The organism is Thermoactinospora rubra (assembly GCF_002093975.1).
Taxonomy (GTDB): Bacteria; Actinomycetota; Actinomycetes; order Streptosporangiales; family Streptosporangiaceae; genus Nonomuraea; species Nonomuraea rubra_A.
This window is the reverse complement of the sequence record NZ_KZ084335.1, coordinates 83,305-104,157: the sequence shown is the minus strand read 5'-3', so window position 1 is coordinate 104,157 and position 20,853 is coordinate 83,305. Positions and strand designations below refer to the sequence as shown.

Sequence of the window (20,853 nt, the reverse complement as noted above, 5' to 3'; positions counted from 1 at the left end):
CCTGTCTCGCGGACACCCCGCCGCCGGATCGGCGATCCCTGGCCTCGCTGACCGGTCAGCGGCGCAGGTAGAGGTCGCGCAGCAGGGCTATCTCGGCGCCGTGGTGGATGACCTCACGGTTGATGTGGAGCACCAGCGCCGCCATGGGGTGGTCGGCGAACGCTCCCTCCGCCGGGCCGACCGGCCTGGCCAGGTCGTCGGCCGACAGCGAGCGCACGCCGGAGGTCCAGTGCGCGTAGCCGGCGTCGAGCTGGGCGAGCGCCTCCTTCGCCGTGCCGGCGTAGCGCTGCTTGTCGTAGTCGGTCTCGGGCGCGCCGAAGTGGCGGTGGGAGCGGGTGCCGAAGATGCCGACGATGATGTGGCCCAGGCGCCAGGCGATCGTGGTGACGGGCGGGGGCGCCGGCTCCGGCCATTCGTACTCGATCACGTAGTCGCCCGAGCCGTGGGCCTTGGCCGGGTCGGCCTCCTCGCGCCGCCGCACGTTCCAGCAGCCCGGGACGGGCTCCCAGAAATACTCCTCGTCGGTCAGGCCGTCGAGGCGCGGGCGCAGGTGGTTGGTCCAGTGCCAGTCGAGCTGGTCGAGCAGCTGGGCGGTCCAGTCCATGAACCATGTCTAGCGCAGGGCACCGACAGAATCACGGATGATGCCGCCGGTATACTCGCAGGTATGACCATGACGACGATCAAGGTGCCCAAGGCGGTCCGCGATCGCCTCCACCGCCTGGCCGCCGCCGACGGGCTGACCCTGGCCCAGGAGATCGAAAAGCTCATCGACCAGCATGCCCCACCCCCCAAGCCCACAGTCGGCGGCTTCCGGAGCGGAAGGCCCCTGTCGGCCGAGGAGATCGATGCCGAGCTTGCGGAAGGCTTCGGCGCATGAGCGCTGTCATCGTGGACACCAGTGCGATCCTGGCGCTCTTCGATGAGGACTACGCCGAGCACGCCACGCTGGCCGGTCTGATCGCCACCGCAGCCGGGCCGTTCGTGGTCTCGCCCTTCGTCCTCGCCGAGGCGGACTACATGCTTCACTCGCGACTGGGCCCGGCCGCGGCCAGGCGGTTCGCGGCGGATGTCGTGGCCGAGGCTTACGAGTTGCCGGAGTGGACGCCCTTCGACCATGCAGCCGCGCTCGCCGTGTCGGATCAATTCTCCACCGACAAGGACTACCTCGGCCTGGCGGACGCCTCCAACGTGATTCTCGCCGATCGTTACCGGACCACCTCGATCGCCACCCTCGATCAGCGGCATTTCCGCACCTTGCGACCGCTGTGGGGAGCCAGTCACTTCACTGTGCTCCCCTACGACGGCTGATGGTGGTCAGTCGCCGGCGAAGGCGGCGTCGAAGGCCGCGGTGGGCGGGGTGATGGCGTTCAGCCGGCGGATGTAGGCCAGGGCCTCCGGCGCGCCGTCGAGCCGGTCCATCCCGGCGTCCTCCCACTCGATGGAGATGGGCCCGGAGTAGCCGATGGAGTTCAGCGCGCGGAAGCAGTCCTCCCACGGCACGTCGCCGCGGCCGGTGGACACGAAGTCCCAGCCCCGGCGCAGGTCTGCCCACGGCAGATGGGACGACAGCCGCCCGCGCCGCCCGTCGCCGACCCGGACCTTGGTGTCCTTGCAGTCCACGTGGTAGATCCGGTCGGCGAAGTCGAGGATGAACCCGACCGGGTCCAGGTCCTGCCAGACCATGTGGGAGGGGTCCCAGTTGAGGCCGAAGGCCTGCCGGTGGTCGATCGCCTCCAGCGTGCGCTTGGTGGTCACGTAGTCGTAGGCGATCTCGCTGGGGTGCACCTCGTGCGCGAACCGCACCCCGACCTCGTCGAACACGTCGAGGATCGGGTTCCAGCGGTCGGCGAAGTCCTGGTAGCCGGCCTCGATCATCGAGGCGGGCACCGGCGGGAACATCGCCACGGTGTGCCAGATGGACGAGCCGGTGAAGCCCACGACGGTGTCGACGCCCAGCAGGGCCGCGGCGCGCGCGGTGTTCTTCATCTCCTCGGCCGCGGCCTGCCGTACCTCCTCCGGATCGCCGGAGCCCCAGATGCGCGCCGGGAGGATGGCCTTGTGCCGCTCGTCGATGGGGTGGTCGCAGACGGCCTGGCCGACCAGGTGATTGGAGATCGCCCAGACGTTCAGGCCGTGCTTTTCCAGCTGGGCCTTCTTGGCCGGGACGTAGGAGGGGTCGGCCAGCGCCTGGGAGACGTCGAAGTGGTCGCCCCAGCAGGCGATCTCCAGCCCGTCGTAGCCCCACTCGGCGGCCAGCCGGCACACCTCGTCGAACGGCAGGTCGGCCCACTGGCCGGTGAAGAGAGTGATCGGACGGGTCATCGTCATACCTCCGTGCATGAGCTGACATGCCGGGGTGAGGGAGAAACCGGCCAACATCGAAAAGGCGGGCACGTGCGGGAACGGGTCTGCGCCCCCCGGTTCCCTGCCGTCGATGGCATCGTAGATGGCAACCTGCCCGAAGGGAAGCAGCCGCGGCCCGGGTGGCACTCGCCGCGCCCGCCGCCTCGGCGTGACGGCGGGCGGGTCGACCGGGCCGCGGCCATGAGCGGGTCCTAGGACAGGGCCCACCTCTGGTTGGCGCCGCCGTGGCAGTCCCAGACGATCAGCTGGGTCCCGTCGGCGCTGGAGCCGCCGGAGGCGTCCAGGCACTTCCCGAGGGCCCGGATCGTCCCGTCACCGGGCAGCGTCCACTTCTGCGCGTTGGTGCCGTTGCACGTGTAGAGCTGCACGAGCGTGCCGTTGGCGCTGGATGCGCCCTTGACGTCCATGCACTTGCCGAGCGCCCTGATCGTGCCGTCGCCCGGCCGGCTCCACTGCTGCGCGCCCGTGCCGTTGCACGTCCACAGCTGGATCTTGGTGCCGTCGGCGGTGTTCCCACCGCTGACGTCCACGCACTTGCCGCCCACCCCGGTGATCGGCCCGGCGCCGGATTTCACCAGCGTGAAGTCGTCGACGTCGAACAGGCCGGACCCGCTGCCGGTGAACACCAGGTACAGCTCGCCGCTGCCGCCGGAGGCCAGCGTGGTGGACACGTCCCGGTAGCTCTCCCAGCCGCCGGTGTTGGGGACGGCGACCGAGCCCAGCAGCGTGCCGGTGGGCGAGCCGCGCCGTACCTCGATCGTGCCGCCGGGTCCGCCGGAGGCCACGCGGGCGGTGAAGCCGGTCACCCCGGCCAGGTCCAGCCCGGCGTAGGAGGCCCAGTCGCCCGGGTCCACGTAGCCGAGGACCAGGCCGCCGTGCGCGGTGGCGTGCGGGTAGGTCGCCACGCCGGAGGCGGCGGTCCACGCCTCCGCCTGGACGGCGCCGCCGAGCTCCTTGATCCGCACGTTGCGGAAGGACACCTCGTCGCCGTCGCCGTGGTTCTGCAGGCCGATGTGGCCCTGGCGCAGGGATCGCGCCGGGTCGGTGTTCGTGAAGTCGTTGACCTTCACGCCGTTGAGGAACACCTGCAGCCGCTCGCCCTCCACCAGCAGCTCGAAGGTGTTCCACTCCCCCGGCGGGTTGAGCGCCGCGTCCCTGGCGGCGGTGTCCGGGGCCTTGAACCCGTAGACCGCGCCGGTGGTCTTGTCGGGCGTGTCGGTGGCGTCGATCTGCACCTCGTAGCCGTTGTTCACCGCCGACCACGGGTCGCTGGAAGCCGGGAAGCCGACGAAGACGCCGGAGTTGTCGTCGCCGGCGAGCCTCCAGTCCAGCTTGAGCGAGTAGGAGCCGAACTCCCTGGCCGAGTACCAGTGCAGCCCCAGCCCGCCGTAGGAGGTCAGCGTCCCGTCGGAGGAGGTGAAGCCCCCGGGACCGGCCTGCGACCAGCCCGAGCCCATGAGCGAGGCGTAGCCGTTCTCGGGCCGGCAGTCGGCCTTGGCCTGCCCGGCCGCGTAGCGGATGCCGCCGAGCAGGTGGGCGCGGAAGGCCGGGTCGGCATAGGAGGCAGCCGTGTGCCCGCCGCCGGTGTAGAAGGCCCGCCCGCCCTGGTACGGCCGGCACCAGGCGATCGGATGGTCGCCCATGTCGCCGCCGGAGTAGGTGGATTCGTCCAGCGAGGCCAGCACGTGGACGTTCGGCCGGGGGTTGGCCCGGTAGTTGTACCACTCGTCGGTGCGCGTCCAGGCCGAGGGCAGGTGGGCGGTCGCCGGGTGGGCCCGGTCCTCGACCTTGACCGTGGCCTGCTGGATGGCCGGGTGGCTGCGGAAGTAGGCGCCGACCAGCTCGCCGTAGAAGGGCCAGCCGTACTCGGTGTCGGCGGCGGCGTGGACGCCGACGAACCCGCCGCCGCCCTTGATGTAGCTCTCGAACGCGGCCTGCTGGGCGGCGTCCAGCACGTCGCCGGTGGTGTTGAGGAACACCACGGCCGCGTGGCCCGACAGCGACGACGGCCAGGTCTCGGTGGCGGTCACGGTGAACCCGTGTGCCGCGCCGAGGTCCTTGATCGCCTGGATGCCCGCGGGGATGGAGTCGTGCCGGAACCCCGCGGTCTTGGAGAACACCAGCACGGAGAAGGGGGCCGCCTGCGCCGGGAGCGCCAGGCCGCCGAGGGCGAGGAGGAGGGCGAGAAGGCCGCGGATCATGACACGCTCCACTTCTGGTTGGCGCCGCCGTGGCAGTCCCAGACGATCAGCTGGGTCCCGTCGGCGCTGGAGCCGCCGGAGGCGTCCAGGCACTTGCCGAGGACTCGGAGGGTGCCGTCGCCGGGCAGCGTCCACTTCTGCGCGTTGGTGCCGTTGCACGTGTACAGCTGCACCACGGTGCCGTTGGCGCTGTTCGCGCCCTTGACGTCCATGCACTTGCCGAGCGCCCTGATGCTGCCGTCGCCCGGGCGGCTCCACTGCTGCGCGCCCGTGCCGTTGCACGTCCACAGCTGGATCTTCGTCCCATCGGCCGTGTTCGCGCCGCTGACGTCCACGCACTTGCCGCCCACCCCGGTGATCGGCCCGGCGCCGGAGAAGGTGAGGTCGTCGACGTCGAACAGCGCGCCCGAGCCGCCCTTGAACGCCAGCACCAGCGTGGTCGTCCCGGCCGGGGCGCCCGACAGCGGCGCGGTGACGGTGGTGAACGTCTCCCAGCCGCCGGTCACCGGCACCGTCGCGCTGCCCAGCAGCGTGCCGGTGGCCGAGCCCGCGCGGACCTCGATCGTGCCGCCCGCGCCGGCCGAGGACACCCGGAAGGCCGCCGATGAGGCGTTCGCCAGCACGTAGGGGTGGAAGGAGATCCAGTCGCCGTTGTCGATGTAGCCGACCGTCTTGCCGCCGTGCGCCGGGGCGTGGTCGACGACCTGCACGCCGGAGGAGGCGCCGAAGTGCTCGGCCTGCCGGGTGCGCGGCTGGGTGATGGCCTGGGCGGTGGTCTTCAGCCCGCCCTTGTCGGTGTACTCGGCGGTCCACACGCCGAAGATGTTGGCGTTGGGGTCGTGCTCGCCGTCCACGGGCGTGGTGATCGAGCCGGCGCAGCCGTACTTCTCGGCCAGGCCGTGGCCGTGGCTGTCGTGGCCGAGCGCGTAGGTCATCTTGACCTTGGCGCAGTCGATCGTGCCGTCCTCGGGGTCGGTGACGGTGACCTGGTACTGCACGGTGTCGCCGAAGGAGAACAGCTGGCCGTCCTTCGGCATGGTGATCGTCACCTTGGGCGCGGTGTTGCCGACGGTGATCGTGACGCTGGCCGTACCGGAAGCGCCCTGCGGGTCCTTGACGGTCAGCGTGGCGGTGTAGGAGCCGTTGGCGGTGTAGGTGTGGGAGGGGTTGGCGGCGGTGGAGGTGGCGCCGTCGCCGAAGGCCCAGGAGTAGGTGAGCGCGCCGCCCTCGGGGTCGGAGGAGCCGGCCGAGGAGAACGACACGGTCAGCGGGGCCTGGCCGGAGGTCGGTGTGGCGGCCGCCACGGCGGTGGGGGCGCGGTTGCCCGAGCCGATGTGCTCGATGCGGTACAGCGCGGAGTTCTCGTCGCCGTTGAAGTAGCCGGTGCCGTAGTCCAGCACGTACAGCGCGCCGTCGGGGCCGAAGGCCAGGTCCATGACCTGGGTTCCCGACCACGGGAAGCTGTTGATCGCGCCGGTGGCGGTGTCGATGTGCTTGATCCAGCGGCGGCCGAACTCCCCGGCGAAGAAGTGCCCGTCGTAGGTCTGCGGGAACTTGACCGGCGAGGTCAGCGCGGCGTCGTAGCGGTAGACCGGGCCGCCCATGGGCGATTCCGAGCCGCAGCCGAACTCCGGCACCGAGCAGTCGTCGTACTTGATCCACGCCGCCTTGGCGGCCGGGAGCCTGCTCTGCCCGGTGTTGCGCGGGGAGGCGTTTGTCGGCCCGCCCGCGCAGTCGAACTTCGCGCCGGAGGTCCCGGTGGCGAAGTCGTAGTCGTTGTAGGTCTCGGCGGTGGTGTTGCCGCCGGTGCAGTACGGCCAGCCGTAGAAGCCGGGGCCGGTGATCTTGTTGAACTCGACCTGCCCGGCCGGGCCGCGGGTGGCGCTGGCGGCGGCCGCGTCGGGACCGTAGTCGCCCAGGTAGACCGTGCCGGTGGCCTTGTCGACCGACATGCGGAAGGGGTTGCGGAAGCCCATGGCGTAGATCTCCGGGCGGGTGTTCGGCGTGCCGGGCGCGAACATGTTGCCACTGGGGATCGAGTAGGAGCCGTCGGCGTTCACCTTGATCCGCAGGATCTTGCCGCGCAGGTCGTTGGTGTTGGCGGAGGTGCGCTGCGCGTCGAAGGCGGGGTTGCGGTTGGCCCGCTCGTCGATGGGGGTGTAGCCGTCGGAGGCGAAGGGGTTGGTGTCGTCGCCGGTGGTCAGGTAGAGGTTCCCGGCGGCGTCGAAGTCGATGTCGCCGCCGACGTGGCAGCAGATGCCGCGGTCGGCCGGCACGTCGAGGATCTTCTTCTCGCTGGCCGGGTCGAGCGTGCCGTCGGTTTTGAGGACGAACCGCGACAGCCGGTTGACGCCCTGCCAGGCGGAGAAGTCGGTGCCGTTCGCGGGGGCGTCGCCGGACGGGGTGGACAGCGGCGGCGCGTAGTAGAGGTAGATGAACCGGTTGGTCGCGAAGCCGGGGTCGACCCCGACGCTCTGTAATCCCTCCTCGTCGTGGGTGTACACGGCGAGCTTCCCCGCCACCTTGGTGTTGCCGGCGGCGTCGGTGAGCCGCAGGGTGCCGTCGCGCGCGGTGTGCAGCACCGAGCGGTCGGGCAGCACGGCGAGCCCCATCGGCTCGCCCATCTCGGCGACGCCCTTGGCGAGCGTGACCTGCTGGAAGTCCGCCGCCGGCGCTGCCGCGGCGGCGGTGGGCGCGGCGGCCAGGCCGGACACCGCGAGCAGGACCGCCGAGGCCGCGAGCGGCCATCGAGACCTGAGCATGCTCGTTCCTCCTTGACTGGCATGGGTGGCCAGGCAAGGCGCGCGCCGTCGCGCCGGAGCCTTGTGAAGTTGTGCGTTGGGGGGTGGACCGGCCCCGGTCCGGTGCCACGCGCACCGAGGCCGACGGACGTCGGGGAAGGACACCGATTTCCGGCGCCGGCCGCCCGCTCCCCGCGGGGCGCAACCGCGGCGGATCCCTCACACGGGCGGGCCGCGCCGGAGACCGGGGTCAGATCTCAGTCCAGCGGCTCTCCTCACTCGCGCTGCGTTCGACGGCGGCCAGCACCTTCTGCACCTGCAGCCCGTCGGCGAAGGATGGGCTGGGGTCGGCGCCGGTGGCGACCGCCTCCAGGAAGTCGCGGATCTCGTGGGTGAAGGTGTGCTCGTAGCCCAGCCCGTGGCCCGGCGGCCACCAGGCGCCCACGTAGGGGTGGTCGGGCTCGGTGACCAGGATCCGGGTGAAGCCCTCGCCCTGGTCGACCCACAGCTCGTTCATCGCTTCGAAGTCGAAGGCCAGGCTGCCGAGCGAGCCGTTGACCTCGATGCGCAGGGCGTTCTTGCGGCCGGTGGCGAAGCGGGTGGCCTCGAAGGAGGCCAGCGCGCCCTCGCTCATCCGCCCGATGAACAGCGCGGCGTCGTCGACGGTGACCGGCCCCTTCTCGGCGGTACGGCTGCCGCCGAGCCCTTCTGAGCTCTCGGCGAGCGGCCGTTCCTTGACGAAGGTCTCGGTCAGCCCGGACACCCCGACCAGGCGCTGACCGGTGACGAACTGGGCGGTGTCGATGATGTGCGCGCCGATGTCGCCCAGCGCGCCCGAGCCCGCCTTGTCCTTCTGCAGCCGCCACACCAGCGGGAAGTCCGGGTCGACGATCCAGTCCTGCAGGTACTGGGCCCGCACGTGCCGGATGACGCCGAGCCGGCCGTCGGCCACGAGCCTTCGGGCCAGCGCGATGGCCGGGACGCGCCGGTAGTTGAAGGCCACCATGCTCTTGGCCCCCGAGGCGGCCGCGGCCTTGGCTGCCGCTTCGGCCATGGCCTCGGCCTCGGCCACGGTGTTGGCCAGCGGCTTCTCGCACAGCACGTGCTTGCCGGCCTCCAGCGCGGCGATCGCGATCTCGGCGTGCGAGTCCCCCGGCGTGCAGATGTCGACGATCTGCACGTCGTCCCGCGCGACCAGCTCCCGCCAGTCGGTCTCGGCCGCCTTCCAGCCGAGCCGGGCGGCAGCGGCGGCGGTCTTGTCCTTCGACCGGCCCGCGAGCGCCGCCATGACGGGCGTGACGGGCAGGTCGAAGAACGCCGACACGTTGCGCCACGCCTGGGAGTGCACCCTCCCCATGAAGGCGTAGCCCACCATGCCGACCCCGATGGTTTGCGTCATGATTCGAACCCCAGAGGCAGGTACTCGGCGACGTTGTCCTTGGTGATGGTCTCCGAAGCCAGCGTGATCGACTGCGGGACCTGGTTCTCCACCAGGTCACTCATGCCCTTGCCCTGGGCGATCAACCGCGCCAGCTTGATGGCCGAGGAGGCCATGGTGGGACTGTAGGTCACGGTGGCCTCCAGCACGCTGGAGCCGCTCTGGATCTCGCGCATCGCGTTCGCCGATCCCGCGCCGCCGACCATGAAGAACTCGTTGCGCCCCGACTCCTTGATCGCGGCGAGCACGCCCACGCCCTGGTCGTCGTCGTGGTTCCACAGCGCGTCGATCTTCTTGTGGGCCTGCAGCAGGTTGGTGGCCACCTGGTTGCCGGTCTCGACGGTGAACTTGGCGTCCTGCTTGGCGGTGACGCTGAAGCCGTAGGTCTTCAGCGCGTCCTCGAAGCCCTTGCTGCGCTCCTGGGTCAGCGGAAGGGTGGCGATGCCCTGGATCTCCACGATCACCGGGTTGGTGACGCCCTTGTCCTTGAGCTTCTTGCCGATGTAGTGCCCGGCGGCCACGCCCATGCCGTAGTTGTCGCCGCCGACCCAGGTGCGGTAGGAGAGCTTGTCGGGGAAGATCCGGTCCAGGTTGACCACGGGGATCCCCGCGTCCATGGCCCGCCGCGCCACCTGGTTGAGCTGCTCGCCGTCGTTGGGCAGCAGCACCAGCACGTTGACCTTCTGCTGGATGAGCGAGTCGACCGCGGAGATCTGCTGGTTGATGTCGTTGGTCGGCTCGACCGGCTTGAAGTCCACATCCGAGTACTGCTTGGCCGTCGTCTCGGCGTTCTTGGCGATCGCCGCGATCCAGCCGTGGTCGGCGGCGGGGGCGGAGAAGCCGATGCTGACCCGCTGGCCGGGCGCGTCGTTGCCGCCGGTGGCGGCGGGGGCGGGCGCCGGCGACTGGGCGGCCGGCTGCTGCTGGGGCTCGTTGCTCGTGCAGGCCGACACCAGGGCCCCGGCGCCCAGGGCGACTCCGCCGACGAGGAAACCCCTGCGCGCGACGTTCTGCGTCATAGTGATCTCTCCTTGAGGTTCCGCCGCTGGAGAAGGACGGCGACGACGATGATCAGGCCCTTGGCCACGAGCTGGTCGCTGGTGTTGAGCCCGTTGAGGATGAACAGGTTGGTGATCAGCGTGAAGACGAACAGGCCGAGGATCGAGCCGACGATCGAGCCGCGGCCGCCGGACAGCAGCGTGCCGCCGATGATGACGGCCGCGATCGCGTCCAGCTCGTACAGGTCGCCGTGGGTGGAGGAGCCGGTGGTGGTGCGGGCCATGATGATGATCGCAGCGATGCCGCAGCACAGGCCCGACAGCGCGTACAGCAGCATGGTGTGGCGCCGCACGTCGATGCCCGCCAGCCGGGCGGCCTCGGGGTTGCCGCCCACGGCGAAGGTGCGCCGGCCGAACGTGGTGCGGTTCAGCACCACCCAGCCGATCACGACCACGGCGGCGAAGATGTAGACCAGCAGCGGGATGCCCAGCACGCGGGTGGTCGACAGCTCCACAATCGCGGAGTTCTCCGGCCGGATGAGCTGCGTCTTGCGGTCCGACATGCGCTGCGCCAGGCCCCTGGCCGCCACCAGCATGGCCAGCGTCGCGATGAACGGCACCAGCCTGCCGTACGCGATCAGCAGGCCGTTGACCAGCCCGGCGCCGGTGCCGACCAGCAGCGCGCACAGCGCCATCACCCAGGGACCGTAGGACTGGGTGGCCAGCGTGGTCGCCCACACCGAGGCCAGCGCCATGATGGCGCCGACGGACAGGTCGATGCCGCCGCCGATGATCACGAACGTCATGCCGACCGTGATCACGCCGATAGTCGAGGCCAGCGCGAGGATGTTCACCAGGTTGGAGTAGCTGGCGAAGTTCTCCGGCCTGGTGACCAGGCCCACGATGCACAGCAGGACCAGGGCGGCGACCAGGCCGAGATGCTGCATCCCGGCCAGCGAGCCGTTGGCCGATCGCAGCCACCCGGTGGGCCCGAGCGGTTTGGCGGTGTTCGCCGTACGCGGCTCGCTCATGACACCGCGCTCCCTTCCATGATCATGTCGAGTACGGCGTGCTCGTCCAGCTCGGTGGCGTCACCCTCGTGGATGACGTGACCCTCGCGGATGACGAGCACGCGGTCGGCCAGGCCCAGCACCTCCGGCACCTCGCTGGAGACGAGCAGGACCGCGATCCCCTCGTCGGCCAGCCGCCGGATCACCCCGTACAGCTCGGCTCTCGCCCCGACGTCCACGCCCCGGGTCGGCTCGTCCAGCAGCAGCAGCTTGCGCTCGTTGAGCAGCCACCGGGCCAGCACCGCCTTCTGCTGGTTGCCGCCGGACAGCGTCTTGATCGGCCGTTCCGGATCGGGGGGCCGGATGTCGAGCGTCCGCACCAGTTCCCTGGCGTCGGCGCGCTCCCGTGCCCGGTCCAGCCAGCCCGCCTTGGCGTAGCGGGTCAAGCTGCCGAGCGTGATGTTGGAGGTCACGCTCTGGTCCAGCAGGAGCGCCTGGGCCTTGCGCTCCTCGGGGGCCAGGCCCATGCCCATCTGCACGGTCCGGCGGGTGCCGCCCCGGCCGACGGGCCTGCCTTGCAGCAGCACGCGCCCGGTGTGGGGGCGCGCGCCGTACACGGCCTCCAGGATCTCCGAACGGCCCGAGCCCACCAGGCCCGCCAGCCCGACGATCTCCCCGGCCCGCACCGAGAACGACACGTCGTGGAACACGCCCGGCGAGCCGAGGTTCTCCACGCGCAGCACCTCCTCGCCGAAGGTGCGCGGGCCGCGCGGCGGGAAGACGTACTCCACGTTCCTGCCGGTCATCAGCGACACGATCCGCGAGGTCGGCGTCTCCTTGGCGGGCAGGCCGACGGCGACCGCGCGGCCGTCCTTCAGCACCGTCACCCGGTCGCCGATCTCGCGGATCTCCTCCAGGCGGTGGGAGATGTAGACCACGGCCACGCCCTGGGCGGTCAGCTCGCGGATGATGCGAAACAGGTTGGCCACCTCGTCGTGGGCCAGCGCCGCCGACGGCTCGTCCATGACGATCAGCCGCGCGTCGTGCGACAGCGCCCTGGCCATCGACACGACCTGCTTGGCGGCCGGGGACAGGCGGCCCACCTCGGTGGTCGGCCTGATCTCCGGATGGCCCAGCCGGCCCAGCACCTCGCGGGCCGCCCGGTTGGCGCTCGCGCGGCGCAGGAAGCCCCAGCGGGCGTGCTCGTGACCGAGGAAGATGTTCTCGGCCACGCTGAGCCCGTCGACGAGGTCGAGCTCCTGATAGATCGTGGACAGGCCGAGGCGGAGCGCGTCCACGGGGCTCGCGGGCCGTACCTCCCTGCCCTGGAACGTGATCGTCCCGGCGTCCGGCGAGTGCACCCCGGCGAGGATCTTGATCAGCGTGGACTTGCCCGCGCCGTTCTGGCCCAGCAGGCAGTGCACCTCGCCCGCGCGGACCTCCAGGTCCACGCCGTCCAGCGCCCTGACTCCGGGAAACTCCTTGACGATGCCCCGCATGACCAGCAGTTCCGTCATGGCGTGCGTCCTATGCGTTGACGATGCGGTTGATGTTGTCGGGTGATAGGTAGTGCTCGATGGCGAGGATCCCGGCGCCCAGTGCCGCCGCGTCCTCGCCCACCCGGCTCGGCACGATGTCCAGGTGGTGGGTGGCCAGCGGCAGGGAGCGCCGGTAGACGGTCTCCCTGATGCCCGCGAGCAGGTGCTCGTGGACCCTGGCCAGCACGCCGCCGATGACGATGACTTCGGGGTTGAAGAAGTTGACCAGGCTCGCCAGCACCTCGCCGATGAGCCGGCCCGCCTCTCTGACCAGGCGCAGCGCCTGGGTGTTGCCGCTTTGCACGAGCGCGACGACGTCGGCGCCCGACTCGGCGGAAAAGCCGAGGTCGGTCAGCTGCCGGGCGAGGGCGGCGCCCCCGGCGACCGCCTCCAGGCAGGCGCTGTTGCCGCACCGGCAGCCCATGTGGTCGTGGCCGCTGACCCGGATGTGGCCGATGTCGCCGGCCGAGCCCTGGGCCCCGCGGTGCAGCCGGCCGTCGGCGACGACGCCGCAGCCGATGCCGGTGCCGACCTTGACGAACAGCAGGTACCTGCGCTGCGGGAAGGCGTTGCGGTGCTCCCCCAGCGCCATGACGTTGACGTCGTTGTCCACCAGCACGGTCGTGCCGGAGAAGAACTCGGGGATCGGGTAGTCGTTCCAGCCCGGCATTATCGGCGGGTTGTTCGGCCGTCCCGTGGCGAACTCCACGGGCCCGGGCACGCCGATGCCCATGGCCTTGAGGGCCGCGCGGGAGCGCCCCGCCTGCAGGAGCAGGGCGTTGACGCGCTCCTCGACGTGGCCGAGGACGACCTCGGGGCCCTCGGCGACGTGCAGCGGGTCCTCGGCCGAGGCCAGCACCCGGCCCGTCAGGTCCATCACCGCGATCCTGCAGTGCGTGGCGCCCAGGTCGACGCCGGCCACCGCGCTGTTGTCGGTGTGCAGGCGCAGCTGGCGGGGCGGCCGGCCGCCCGTCGACTCACCGGTGACCGTCTCCTGCACCAGGCCGCACTCGATCAGGGCGTCCACGCGCTGGGAGATCGTCGATCTGGCCAGGCCGGTCAGCCGTGCCAGATCTGACCGGGTCGTGGCGGAACCGGCGCTGATCAGCGTCAGAACATCGCCCGGGGAGCCGCCCAACGGCCGCTCCTCGCCCGGTGTGAGGGTCATGCGGCGACAATAAGGTCGATCTTTGGCGTAAGCAAGATACTTTTCTTGAGATTTGCTGAGACTTCCGTCGATTTCCGAACAAAGGTGCTCTGGTGGCTCTCCTGCCACATGACGAAGGGCCGGTACGGCATGCCGTACCGGCCCTGTCGCGCCCCTGTCGCGCCTCTGTCGCGCCCTGGAGAGCTCTCCGGGGAGCTACAGCATCGCCTTCATCGAGTCCTGCGCCGTCAGCACGTACGGCTGCTCGGCCATGATCGCCTCCCAGTTGGCCGCGATCCCCTCGGGGTCGATCGAGTCGCTCTTCCAGCCCGGCCCCTCGGCCACGAACACCCGGGCGACCCGGCCGCCGCCGACGCTGAACACCTCGCCCGACGCCTCGCACGTGTCGTGGCACAGGTAGGCCACCAGCGCGCTGACCCGCTCCGGGGTGAACTTCGCCTCGAACTCCGCCGGCAGCAGCGACTCCGTCATGCGCGTCCACGCGATGGGCGCGATCGCGTTGGCCTTGATGCCGTTGCGCGCCCCCTCGATGGCCAGCGTCTTGGTCAGCCCGACGAGCCCCATCTTGGCCGTGGAGTAGTTGGCCTGGCCGAAGTTGCCGAACAGCCCCGCCGGGCTGGAGGTGTTGACGATGCGCCCGTAGCCCTGCTGCTTGAGGTGCGGATAGGCCGCCTGCGTGACGAGGAACGAGCCGCGCACGTGCACCGCGATCACCGCGTCGAACTCCTCGGCCGTCATCTTCCCGAACGACTTGTCGCGCAGGATGCCGGCGTTGTTGACGACGATGTCGACGCGGCCGAACGAGTCGAGCGCGGTCTGCACGATGGCGCGGGCGCCCTCGGGGGTGGCGACGTTGTCGGTGTTCGCGACGGCCTCGCCGCCGTTCTTCTTGATCAGCTCGGCGACCTCGGTGGCCGGTCCGGTCGAGGCGCCGGTCCCGTCGAGCGCGCCGCCGAGGTCGTTGACGACCACCCTGGCGCCCCGCTCGGCCAGCAACAGCGCGTGCGACCTGCCCAGACCGTGTCCCGCGCCGGTGACGATCGCGACCTTGTCATCGAACCGCAACATGCGACCCTCCGCCCTTCTCGAAAGAGAACAACATTCTAGTACGGGCCCTGATCGTCGCGGATAGTGATCGGACGAGTGAATTTCTGCTAGAGTTCTGGGCTCCCAAAGGGCGAGGACGCCTGCGGGCTCGCCCTTCCCCACGGGCAGGAGGTGCCATGCCCTTCCGCGTGGTTCAGTGGGCGACCGGAGCCGTCGGGCGCTACGCCCTGCGGAGTGTGCTGGCCAAGGCGGATCTGGAGCTGGCCGGGGTCCTTGTCTACGACCCCGACAAGGTCGGGGTCGACGCCGGCGAGCTGGTCGGGCTCCCCGCCGTGGGCGTCCCCTGCACCGACGACGTCGAGCGCATCCTCGACCTGCCGGCCGACTGCGTGCTCCACATGCCGCTGCCGGCCGCGTACTTCGGCGACGACCCGTCGGCCGACGTCGAGACCATCTGCTCGCTGCTCGCCGCGGGCAAGAACGTCATCACCACCACGGGCTTCGTCTACCCCAGGGCGTACGGCCCGGGCCTGGTCGAGCGCATCGAGACGGCCTGCGCGAAGGGCGGCTCCTCGCTGCACGGCACGGGCGTCAACCCGGGCTTCATGAGCGACTACTTACCTCTGGCGCTGACCGGGCTGTCCAGCCGCGTGGACCACATCTACGTGCGGGAGTCCTCCGACTTCCGCGGGCACCCCTCCCGCCAGATCGTCGTCGACCTGATCGGCTTCACCCGCTCGGCCAAGGACTACTCCTCCTCGATCCGGCCCTATCGCGCCTTCCAGCGGGCGCTGTTCGCGGAAAGCGTCCAGCTGGTGGCCGACGCGCTGGGCATCCGGCTGGACGAGGTCGAGGAGAGCGACGAGTTCGAGCTCGCCTCCGAGGAGTTCGCGATCGCCGCCGGGCTGGTGCGCGAGGGCACGGTCTCCGCCTCCCGGTGGGTGTTCTCCGGGCTGGTGCGCGGGCGGCCGTTCATGACGGTGGAGTGCGTGTACAAGGCCGACGCCACCCGGGTCGGCCGCTGGGCCGAGCCCGGGTTCACCATCCACATCGAGGGCGTGCCCGAGATGACCGTCTCCGTGGAGGAGGTCTCCCACGGGCTGGCGGCGGCGGCCGCGCACGCGGTGAACTCCATCCCCGCCGTCGTCACGGCCGCCCCGGGCATCCGCACGCTCCTGGACCTGCCGCTGCCGACCGGCCGCGGAGCCGTGCGCCTCGCCTGAGCCCTACCGGCTCGCCTCGAACCGCCCGTACCGGCCGCGGTGGTACAGCAGCGGCCGGGCCGGATGCACCGTCACGTCCGCCACCGCCCCGACGACCAGGACGTGGTCGCCTATGTCGTGGGTGGCGTGCAGGTGACAGACCACGTGCGCGGCCACGCCGTCCAGCAGCGGCGTGCCGTACGGGCCAGGCCGCCAGCGGGTGGAGCCGCCGAAGCGGTCGACGCCGCGCCGGGCGAAGCGGGTGGCCAGGTCCGCCTGGTCGGCGGCCAGCACGTTGACCGCGAAGTGGTCGGCCAGCCGCAGCCAGGGCCAGGTGGCAGACCCCCGGTCGATGGAGAAGCTGACCAGCGGCGGGTCGAGGCTGGCCGAGGAGAACGACGTCGCGGTCAGCCCGACCGGCACGCCCTCCGGCAGCGCGGTGACGACCACCACCCCGGCGGCGTGCTGGGCCAGCGCTCCGCGGAAGCGGTCGGCGTCGACGGTGGTCAGCGTCATCGCAGCACCCCCGTCCTGATCTGGGGCGCCACCTGGCGCGCCCACGCCGCCGGCACCTCCGCGTCCTCCAGCTGCGACTCCAGCAGCGCCAGGCCGGGCGTGGGCACGTGCGCGCCCAGCTCGACCAGCAGCGGGCGGAAGTGGGCCTCCACCGCCATCGCGTGCCGGGGGTCGCCCATGACCAGGAGGGGAAGCGCGCTCTGCCCGGCCAGCGCCCGCGGCGGCAGCCGGTCCAGGAACGCCTTCAGCAGGCCCGTGTAGGTGGCCTTGTAGGTGGGGCTGGCGTAGACCGCGACGCTCGCGCCGGCGACCAGCTCCAGCGCGATCTCCAGCCCGGCGTGCGCGCCCGGGGCGAGCAGCACGGGCGCCAGCGCGGACAGGTCGACGACGTCGCGCGGCCCCTCGTGGCCCAGCTCCGCGACGAGCGCGCCGGTCGCCAGCAGCGCGGCCCGCAGGGTGCGCGATCCGGCGCGCGGGTTGCCCACCACGGTGACGACGCTCATGCGGCCCTCCCCCGGCCGGCGGGCTCGAGCCCGTAGTGCCCGCGCAGGGTGCGGGCCTCGTACTCCTTGCGGAACAGCCCGCGGATCTGCAGCTCGGGGACCACGTGGTCGACGAAGTCCTCCAGCCCGCCGGGCAGCAGCGGCGGCATCACGTTGAAGCCGTCGGCCGCGCCGTTCTCGTACCACTCCTGCAGCTGGCCGGCGATCTGCTCGGGCGTCCCGGCCACCACGCGGTGCCCCCGGCCGCCCGCCAGCCGCCTGATCAGCTGGCGGATCGTCAGCCTCTCGCGCCGGGCCAGGTCGAGCACGAGCTTCTGGCGGCTCTGCTGGCCGTCCGGGTTGGGCTCGACGTCCGGCAGGGGCCCGTCGAGCGGCTCGCCGGACAGGTCGACGCCGAGGATGCCCGACAGCTGCCGCACGCCGTACTCCGGAATGATCAGCTCCTCCAGCTCCCGCTCCAGGCGCAGCGCCTCCCGCTCGGTGGAGCCGACGATGGGCGAGATCCCCGGCAGGATCTTCAGCTCGTACGGCTCGCGCCCGTAGGCGGGCAGGCGGCGCTTGAGGTCGGCGTAGAACTCCTGCGCGTCCGCCAGGGTCTGCTGGGCGGTGAAGACCGCCTCGGCGAACCGCGCGGCGAACTCCTTGCCGTCCTCCGACGAGCCGGCCTGCACCAGCAGCGGCCGGCCCTGCGGGGAGCGCTGGACGTTGAGCGGCCCCTGGACCTTGAAGTGCGTCCCGAGGTGGTCGAGCGGCCTGATCTTGCTCGCGTCGGCGTAGACGCCGCCGGCCCGGTCGGCCAGGACCGCGCCGGGCGCCCAGCTGTCCCACAACCCCAGCGCCACCTCCAGGAACTCCTCGGCCCGGTGGTAGCGGGTGCTGTGGGCGGGGCGCCGGACGCCGAAGTTGGCGGCTTCCGCCTCGGTGGCGGAGGTGACGATGTTCCACCCGGCCCGGCCGCCGCTGATGTGGTCCAGCGAGGCGAACTTGCGCGCCACGTGGAAGGGCTCGTTGTAGGTGGTGGAGACGGTGGCGATGAGCCCGATGCGCTCGGTCGCCGTGGCCAGGGCGCTGAGCAGGGTCAGCGGTTCGAGGCCGCCGAGGGCGTTGTGCCGGACGTCGCCCCACAGGGCCAGGCCGTCGGCCAGGAAGACCGAGTCGAGCTTGCCGCGCTCGGCGGTCTGGGCGAGCTGCTGGTAGTGGCGTATGTCGGTGACGCGCCGGGGTTCGGTCCGCGGGTGCCGCCAGGCCGCCTCGTGGTGGCCGACGCCCATGAGGAAGGCGTTGAGGTGCATCGTCACGTCGTCCTCCAGGTCGAAAAGCGGCGCTCCAGGCGCACCAGGGACAGGTTGAACAGCAGGCCCAGCACCGAGATCGTGATGATCGCGGCGTACATGTCGGTGACGCGGAAGTTCAGCTGGGCGTAGTTGATGAGGTAGCCCAGCCCGGCCTTGGCGCCCACCATCTCGGCGGCGATGAGCACGAGGATCGAGTAGGCGCCGGCCAGGCGGATCCCGGTGAACACGGTCGGGACGGCGGCCGGGAGGATCACCTTCTGGAACAGGCGGGCGGCGTTGAGGCCCATGGACCTCGCCGACTTGACCAGGAGCGGGTCCACGTTCCTGACGCCCGCGATGGTGTTGAGGAGGATCGGCCAGGAGCAGGCGTACAGGATGATCGCCACCTTGGACGTCTCGCCCAGGCCGAGGATCAGCACGAACACCGGCAGCAGGGCCAGGGCCGCGGTGTTGCGGAACAGCTCCAGGACGGGGTTGAGGAACCCGGCCAGCGGGCGGTACCAGCCGATCAGCAGGCCGAGGGGGATGGCGGTGGCGATCGCCAGGGCGAACCCGGTGAGGGAGCGCAGGAGGCTGGCCTGGGTGTGGTCGAGGAGCTGGCCGGTGCGCAGGAGGTCGTACCAGGCGGTGAGCACCTCGGTGAGGGGCGGGAGGAAGACGGGGTTGACCGCGCCCAGCCTCGGCAGCGTCTCCCAGACGGCCGCCAGGAGAACGATCGCGGCCGAGGCGCGGAACGCCCTTCTCGCCACGGCTGTCACCGGCTTGCCGCCGTTCGCAGGCGCCGGGCTCCGCCGTACCCCTCCTCGCCGACCCGGCGCAGAAGGGTCCGCACCGNGGGCCCGCCCGGGGGGGGGGGCCCCCCGCCACATCGGCGGGCGGTGAGGAGGCGTCCCATGGGTCGGCGTCGAGGGCCGAGGCGGACAGGCCGGACGACGTGGCAGAGGGTCTAGCCAACGGGGATCGCCTCCTCGCGCAGCAGGGTCCAGATCTCGTGGCGGTATTCGCCGAAGCGGGGGTCGGCGCGGAGGTCGCCCTCGCGCGAGTCGAACGAGACGTCCAGCACGGTCCTGATGCGCCCGGGTCCCGCCGACATGACCGCGACGCGCTGGCCCAGGTAGACCGCCTCGTCGATGCCGTGCGTGATGAAGACGACCGTCTTGCCGGTCGCCTCCCAGATGCGCAGCAGCTCCTCCTGGAGCGACTCCCGGGTCTGCGCGTCGAGGGCGGCGAACGGCTCGTCCATGAGCAGGATGTCCGGGTCGAACGCCAGGCTGCGCGCGATGGCCACCCGCTGGCGCATGCCGCCGGACAGCTCGTGCGGGTAGCGCGCCTCGAAGTCCCGCAGGCCCACCAGGTCGAGGTAGTGCCGGGCCAGCTCCCGGCGTTCGGTGCGCGGCACGCCCTTGGCCTCGAGCCCGAACTCCACGTTGGCCAGTGCCGTACGCCAGGGGAGCAGGGCGTACTGCTGGAAGACGATGCCCCGGTCGAGCCCCGGGCCCTCGACCGGGGCGCCGTCGATCAGGATCTCGCCGCTCGTGGGCTCGGTCAGCCCGCTGAGCAGGTCCAGGAGCGTGGACTTGCCGCAGCCGCTGGGGCCCACGAGGGTGAGGAACTCCCCTTCGCGCACGTCGAGCGTGACGCCGGACAGGGCGGGGAAGGTGTGGTCTGAGTCGCGGACGGGGAACTCCTTGCCGACGTCGCGGAACTGGATCTTCATCGTCCTGCCCCCAGCGGGTTGTAGGCGTTGGTGTAGAGGTCGGCGGCCTTGACCCGACCGGCCGGGATCTCGCCCTCGCGTTCCAGCCAGTCGATCCACCGCTGGAAGTCCGCCTCGGCGATGACGCCGCCGGGCGCCGTGACGCCGTAGCCGCGCCAGTAGCCGACCGCCGTGGCGTCCTCGCTGCGGCCGCGCTTGGCGATGATCTGCTTGAACCGCGCGACCACCTCCTCGCGGGGGCGGGTCTGGCTCCACTGGAGGGCCTTGGCGACGGCCTCGACGAACTTCCTGGTGGTGTTCGGGTTCTTGGCGATGAACTCCTCTGTGAGGACGTAGGACCCGGCGGAGAACTCGCCGAGCAGGTCGATGTCCTTGAACAGCGGCCGGAGGCCGCCGCGTCCGAGGGCCTTGTCGCGCAGGATGCCGCCGAGCTGGGCGACGTCGATCTGCTTTTGCCGCAGCGCCTGCTCGGTGTTGACCGGCGGCAGCACCACGAGCTCGACCTGCTTGACCTCCTCGGGGCCGAGGCCGCCGCGCTTGAGGTACTCCTTGAGGACGGCCTCGGCGTGCGCGCCGAGGGTGTTCATGCCGACCTTCTTGCCGATCAGGTCGCGCGCCGAGCTGATCGGGCTGTCCGACAGCACGTAGAAGCCCTGGAAGGCGTCCTTGTCGCTGCCGTAGTAGCTGACGACCGCCTTGATCGGGGCCCTGCGGGCGGCGAGCTTGACGATCGCGCCGTTGAAGGCCCCGCCGAAGTCGGTCTGGCCGGTGGCCGCGGCCTGGATGTCCTGCGGCCCGCTGATGGTGTTGCCGATCCACTTCAGCTTGACGGGGGCGAGGTAGCCGAGGTCCTCGGCCAGCTCGGGGAGGGTGACGGCGCCGACGCTGCCCTGGTAGCGCAGCACCTGGGTCTCGGAGGCGGCGCCCTGGGCGGTGCCGCAGGACACCGCGCCGGAGGACGCGAGGAGGAGCAGGACAAGCGGAATTGCCCGTTTGATCACGATTTATCCCTATCTAGGAGTTGAAAGACCGAGAAATCGTGATCAGTGACACTGCGCGCTCGCGACGCGGCAGTAGTCGACGTGCGCGCGCCGGGTCAGGACCTGGCTGCT

Annotated in this window: 19 protein-coding genes; 3 read left to right on the top strand and 16 right to left on the bottom strand. The window is 71.1% G+C overall.

The window, feature by feature from the left end; all coding sequences use genetic code 11:
• Positions 1-55: 55 nt before the first annotated feature.
• On the bottom strand, positions 56-604 hold the full coding sequence (locus BSB02_RS14875; protein WP_084959385.1) for a DinB family protein: 549 nt from the start codon (positions 602-604) through the stop codon (positions 56-58).
• A gap of 63 nt (positions 605-667) precedes the next feature.
• Here BSB02_RS14875 and BSB02_RS14870 point away from each other — a divergent pair, with 63 nt between their 5' ends.
• Together BSB02_RS14870 and BSB02_RS14865 are read left to right on the top strand one after the other, a co-directional pair.
• Entirely contained in the window at positions 668-880 is a 213-nt protein-coding gene (locus BSB02_RS14870; RefSeq protein WP_084959384.1) for a hypothetical protein, read from the top strand.
• Positions 877-1,311 carry a PIN domain-containing protein gene (locus BSB02_RS14865; RefSeq protein ID WP_084959383.1) on the top strand — a complete coding sequence of 145 codons (435 nt, stop codon included), beginning with the start codon at positions 877-879 and terminating at the stop codon, positions 1,309-1,311. Before BSB02_RS14870 ends, BSB02_RS14865 begins: the two co-directional genes overlap by 4 nt.
• Positions 1,312-1,317: 6 nt before the next feature.
• On the opposite strand, the gene BSB02_RS14860 is transcribed toward BSB02_RS14865, so the two are convergent.
• The 9 genes from BSB02_RS14860 to BSB02_RS14820 form a co-directional block, all read right to left on the bottom strand.
• Positions 1,318-2,325: a sugar phosphate isomerase/epimerase family protein gene (locus tag BSB02_RS14860; RefSeq protein ID WP_084959429.1), complete on the bottom strand. Its 1,008-nt coding sequence runs from the start codon at positions 2,323-2,325 to the stop codon at positions 1,318-1,320.
• 233 nt (positions 2,326-2,558) lie between these two features.
• Complete coding sequence (locus BSB02_RS14855; protein ID WP_084959382.1) at positions 2,559-4,568, bottom strand: ThuA domain-containing protein; 2,010 nt, start codon at positions 4,566-4,568, stop codon at positions 2,559-2,561.
• Positions 4,565-7,330 (bottom strand): PQQ-dependent sugar dehydrogenase, encoded by a 2,766-nt coding sequence (locus tag BSB02_RS14850; RefSeq protein WP_084959381.1) that lies wholly within the window; start codon positions 7,328-7,330, stop codon positions 4,565-4,567. The genes BSB02_RS14855 and BSB02_RS14850 overlap by 4 nt, the downstream gene beginning before the upstream one ends.
• 229 nt (positions 7,331-7,559) lie before the next feature.
• Entirely contained in the window at positions 7,560-8,708 is a 1,149-nt protein-coding gene (locus BSB02_RS14845; protein ID WP_084959380.1) for a Gfo/Idh/MocA family protein, read from the bottom strand.
• On the bottom strand, positions 8,705-9,766 hold the full coding sequence (locus BSB02_RS14840) for an ABC transporter substrate-binding protein (RefSeq protein WP_084959379.1): 1,062 nt from the start codon (positions 9,764-9,766) through the stop codon (positions 8,705-8,707). The genes BSB02_RS14845 and BSB02_RS14840 overlap by 4 nt, the downstream gene beginning before the upstream one ends.
• Entirely contained in the window at positions 9,763-10,776 is a 1,014-nt protein-coding gene (locus BSB02_RS14835) for an ABC transporter permease (protein ID WP_084959378.1), read from the bottom strand. The genes BSB02_RS14840 and BSB02_RS14835 overlap by 4 nt, the downstream gene beginning before the upstream one ends.
• Positions 10,773-12,272, bottom strand: a complete 1,500-nt coding sequence (locus tag BSB02_RS14830; protein ID WP_206184698.1) for a sugar ABC transporter ATP-binding protein — start codon at positions 12,270-12,272, stop codon at positions 10,773-10,775. The genes BSB02_RS14835 and BSB02_RS14830 overlap by 4 nt, the downstream gene beginning before the upstream one ends.
• 10 nt (positions 12,273-12,282) lie before the next feature.
• Entirely contained in the window at positions 12,283-13,461 is a 1,179-nt protein-coding gene (locus BSB02_RS14825; protein ID WP_084959377.1) for an ROK family transcriptional regulator, read from the bottom strand.
• Positions 13,462-13,656: 195 nt separating this feature from the next.
• Complete coding sequence (locus tag BSB02_RS14820) at positions 13,657-14,529, bottom strand: SDR family oxidoreductase (RefSeq protein WP_084959376.1); 873 nt, start codon at positions 14,527-14,529, stop codon at positions 13,657-13,659.
• Between the two features lie 155 nt (positions 14,530-14,684).
• Here BSB02_RS14820 and BSB02_RS14815 point away from each other — a divergent pair, with 155 nt between their 5' ends.
• Entirely contained in the window at positions 14,685-15,731 is a 1,047-nt protein-coding gene (locus BSB02_RS14815) for an NAD(P)H-dependent amine dehydrogenase family protein (RefSeq protein ID WP_084959375.1), read from the top strand.
• Between the two features lie 3 nt (positions 15,732-15,734).
• Here the strand turns inward: BSB02_RS14815 and BSB02_RS14810 are convergent, their stop codons facing one another.
• The 6 genes from BSB02_RS14810 to BSB02_RS14785 all read right to left on the bottom strand — a co-directional run bounded on the left by BSB02_RS14810 (position 15,735) and on the right by BSB02_RS14785 (position 20,742).
• On the bottom strand, positions 15,735-16,226 hold the full coding sequence (locus BSB02_RS14810) for a flavin reductase family protein (protein ID WP_084959374.1): 492 nt from the start codon (positions 16,224-16,226) through the stop codon (positions 15,735-15,737).
• A complete protein-coding gene (locus BSB02_RS14805; RefSeq protein WP_084959373.1) occupies positions 16,223-16,729 on the bottom strand; it encodes an NADPH-dependent FMN reductase in 507 nt (168 codons plus the stop codon). The genes BSB02_RS14810 and BSB02_RS14805 overlap by 4 nt, the downstream gene beginning before the upstream one ends.
• Complete coding sequence (locus BSB02_RS14800) at positions 16,726-18,021, bottom strand: LLM class flavin-dependent oxidoreductase (RefSeq protein ID WP_084959372.1); 1,296 nt, start codon at positions 18,019-18,021, stop codon at positions 16,726-16,728. Before BSB02_RS14800 ends, BSB02_RS14805 begins: the two co-directional genes overlap by 4 nt.
• Before the next feature lie 2 nt (positions 18,022-18,023).
• Complete coding sequence (locus BSB02_RS14795; RefSeq protein WP_240506423.1) at positions 18,024-18,773, bottom strand: ABC transporter permease; 750 nt, start codon at positions 18,771-18,773, stop codon at positions 18,024-18,026.
• 197 nt (positions 18,774-18,970) lie between these two features.
• Positions 18,971-19,741 (bottom strand): ABC transporter ATP-binding protein, encoded by a 771-nt coding sequence (locus BSB02_RS14790; protein WP_084959370.1) that lies wholly within the window; start codon positions 19,739-19,741, stop codon positions 18,971-18,973.
• Positions 19,738-20,742, bottom strand: a complete 1,005-nt coding sequence (locus tag BSB02_RS14785) for an ABC transporter substrate-binding protein (RefSeq protein WP_240506422.1) — start codon at positions 20,740-20,742, stop codon at positions 19,738-19,740. The genes BSB02_RS14790 and BSB02_RS14785 overlap by 4 nt, the downstream gene beginning before the upstream one ends.
• Positions 20,743-20,853 lie beyond the last annotated feature (111 nt).

Bases quoted from the DNA above. Each gene is read 5' to 3' on its own strand.
- BSB02_RS14875 (WP_084959385.1), bottom strand. From the start codon at position 604: ATGGACTGGACCGCCCAGCTGCTCGACCAGCTCGACTGGCACTGGACC.
- BSB02_RS14870 (WP_084959384.1), top strand. From the start codon at position 668: ATGACCATGACGACGATCAAGGTGCCCAAGGCGGTCCGCGATCGCCTC.
- BSB02_RS14865 (WP_084959383.1), top strand. From the start codon at position 877: ATGAGCGCTGTCATCGTGGACACCAGTGCGATCCTGGCGCTCTTCGAT.
- BSB02_RS14860 (WP_084959429.1), bottom strand. From the start codon at position 2,325: ATGACCCGTCCGATCACTCTCTTCACCGGCCAGTGGGCCGACCTGCCG.
- BSB02_RS14855 (WP_084959382.1), bottom strand. From the start codon at position 4,568: ATGATCCGCGGCCTTCTCGCCCTCCTCCTCGCCCTCGGCGGCCTGGCG.
- BSB02_RS14850 (WP_084959381.1), bottom strand. From the start codon at position 7,330: ATGCTCAGGTCTCGATGGCCGCTCGCGGCCTCGGCGGTCCTGCTCGCG.
- BSB02_RS14845 (WP_084959380.1), bottom strand. From the start codon at position 8,708: ATGACGCAAACCATCGGGGTCGGCATGGTGGGCTACGCCTTCATGGGG.
- BSB02_RS14840 (WP_084959379.1), bottom strand. From the start codon at position 9,766: ATGACGCAGAACGTCGCGCGCAGGGGTTTCCTCGTCGGCGGAGTCGCC.
- BSB02_RS14835 (WP_084959378.1), bottom strand. From the start codon at position 10,776: ATGAGCGAGCCGCGTACGGCGAACACCGCCAAACCGCTCGGGCCCACC.
- BSB02_RS14830 (WP_206184698.1), bottom strand. From the start codon at position 12,272: ATGACGGAACTGCTGGTCATGCGGGGCATCGTCAAGGAGTTTCCCGGA.
- BSB02_RS14825 (WP_084959377.1), bottom strand. From the start codon at position 13,461: ATGACCCTCACACCGGGCGAGGAGCGGCCGTTGGGCGGCTCCCCGGGC.
- BSB02_RS14820 (WP_084959376.1), bottom strand. From the start codon at position 14,529: ATGTTGCGGTTCGATGACAAGGTCGCGATCGTCACCGGCGCGGGACAC.
- BSB02_RS14815 (WP_084959375.1), top strand. From the start codon at position 14,685: ATGCCCTTCCGCGTGGTTCAGTGGGCGACCGGAGCCGTCGGGCGCTAC.
- BSB02_RS14810 (WP_084959374.1), bottom strand. From the start codon at position 16,226: ATGACGCTGACCACCGTCGACGCCGACCGCTTCCGCGGAGCGCTGGCC.
- BSB02_RS14805 (WP_084959373.1), bottom strand. From the start codon at position 16,729: ATGAGCGTCGTCACCGTGGTGGGCAACCCGCGCGCCGGATCGCGCACC.
- BSB02_RS14800 (WP_084959372.1), bottom strand. From the start codon at position 18,021: ATGCACCTCAACGCCTTCCTCATGGGCGTCGGCCACCACGAGGCGGCC.
- BSB02_RS14790 (WP_084959370.1), bottom strand. From the start codon at position 19,741: ATGAAGATCCAGTTCCGCGACGTCGGCAAGGAGTTCCCCGTCCGCGAC.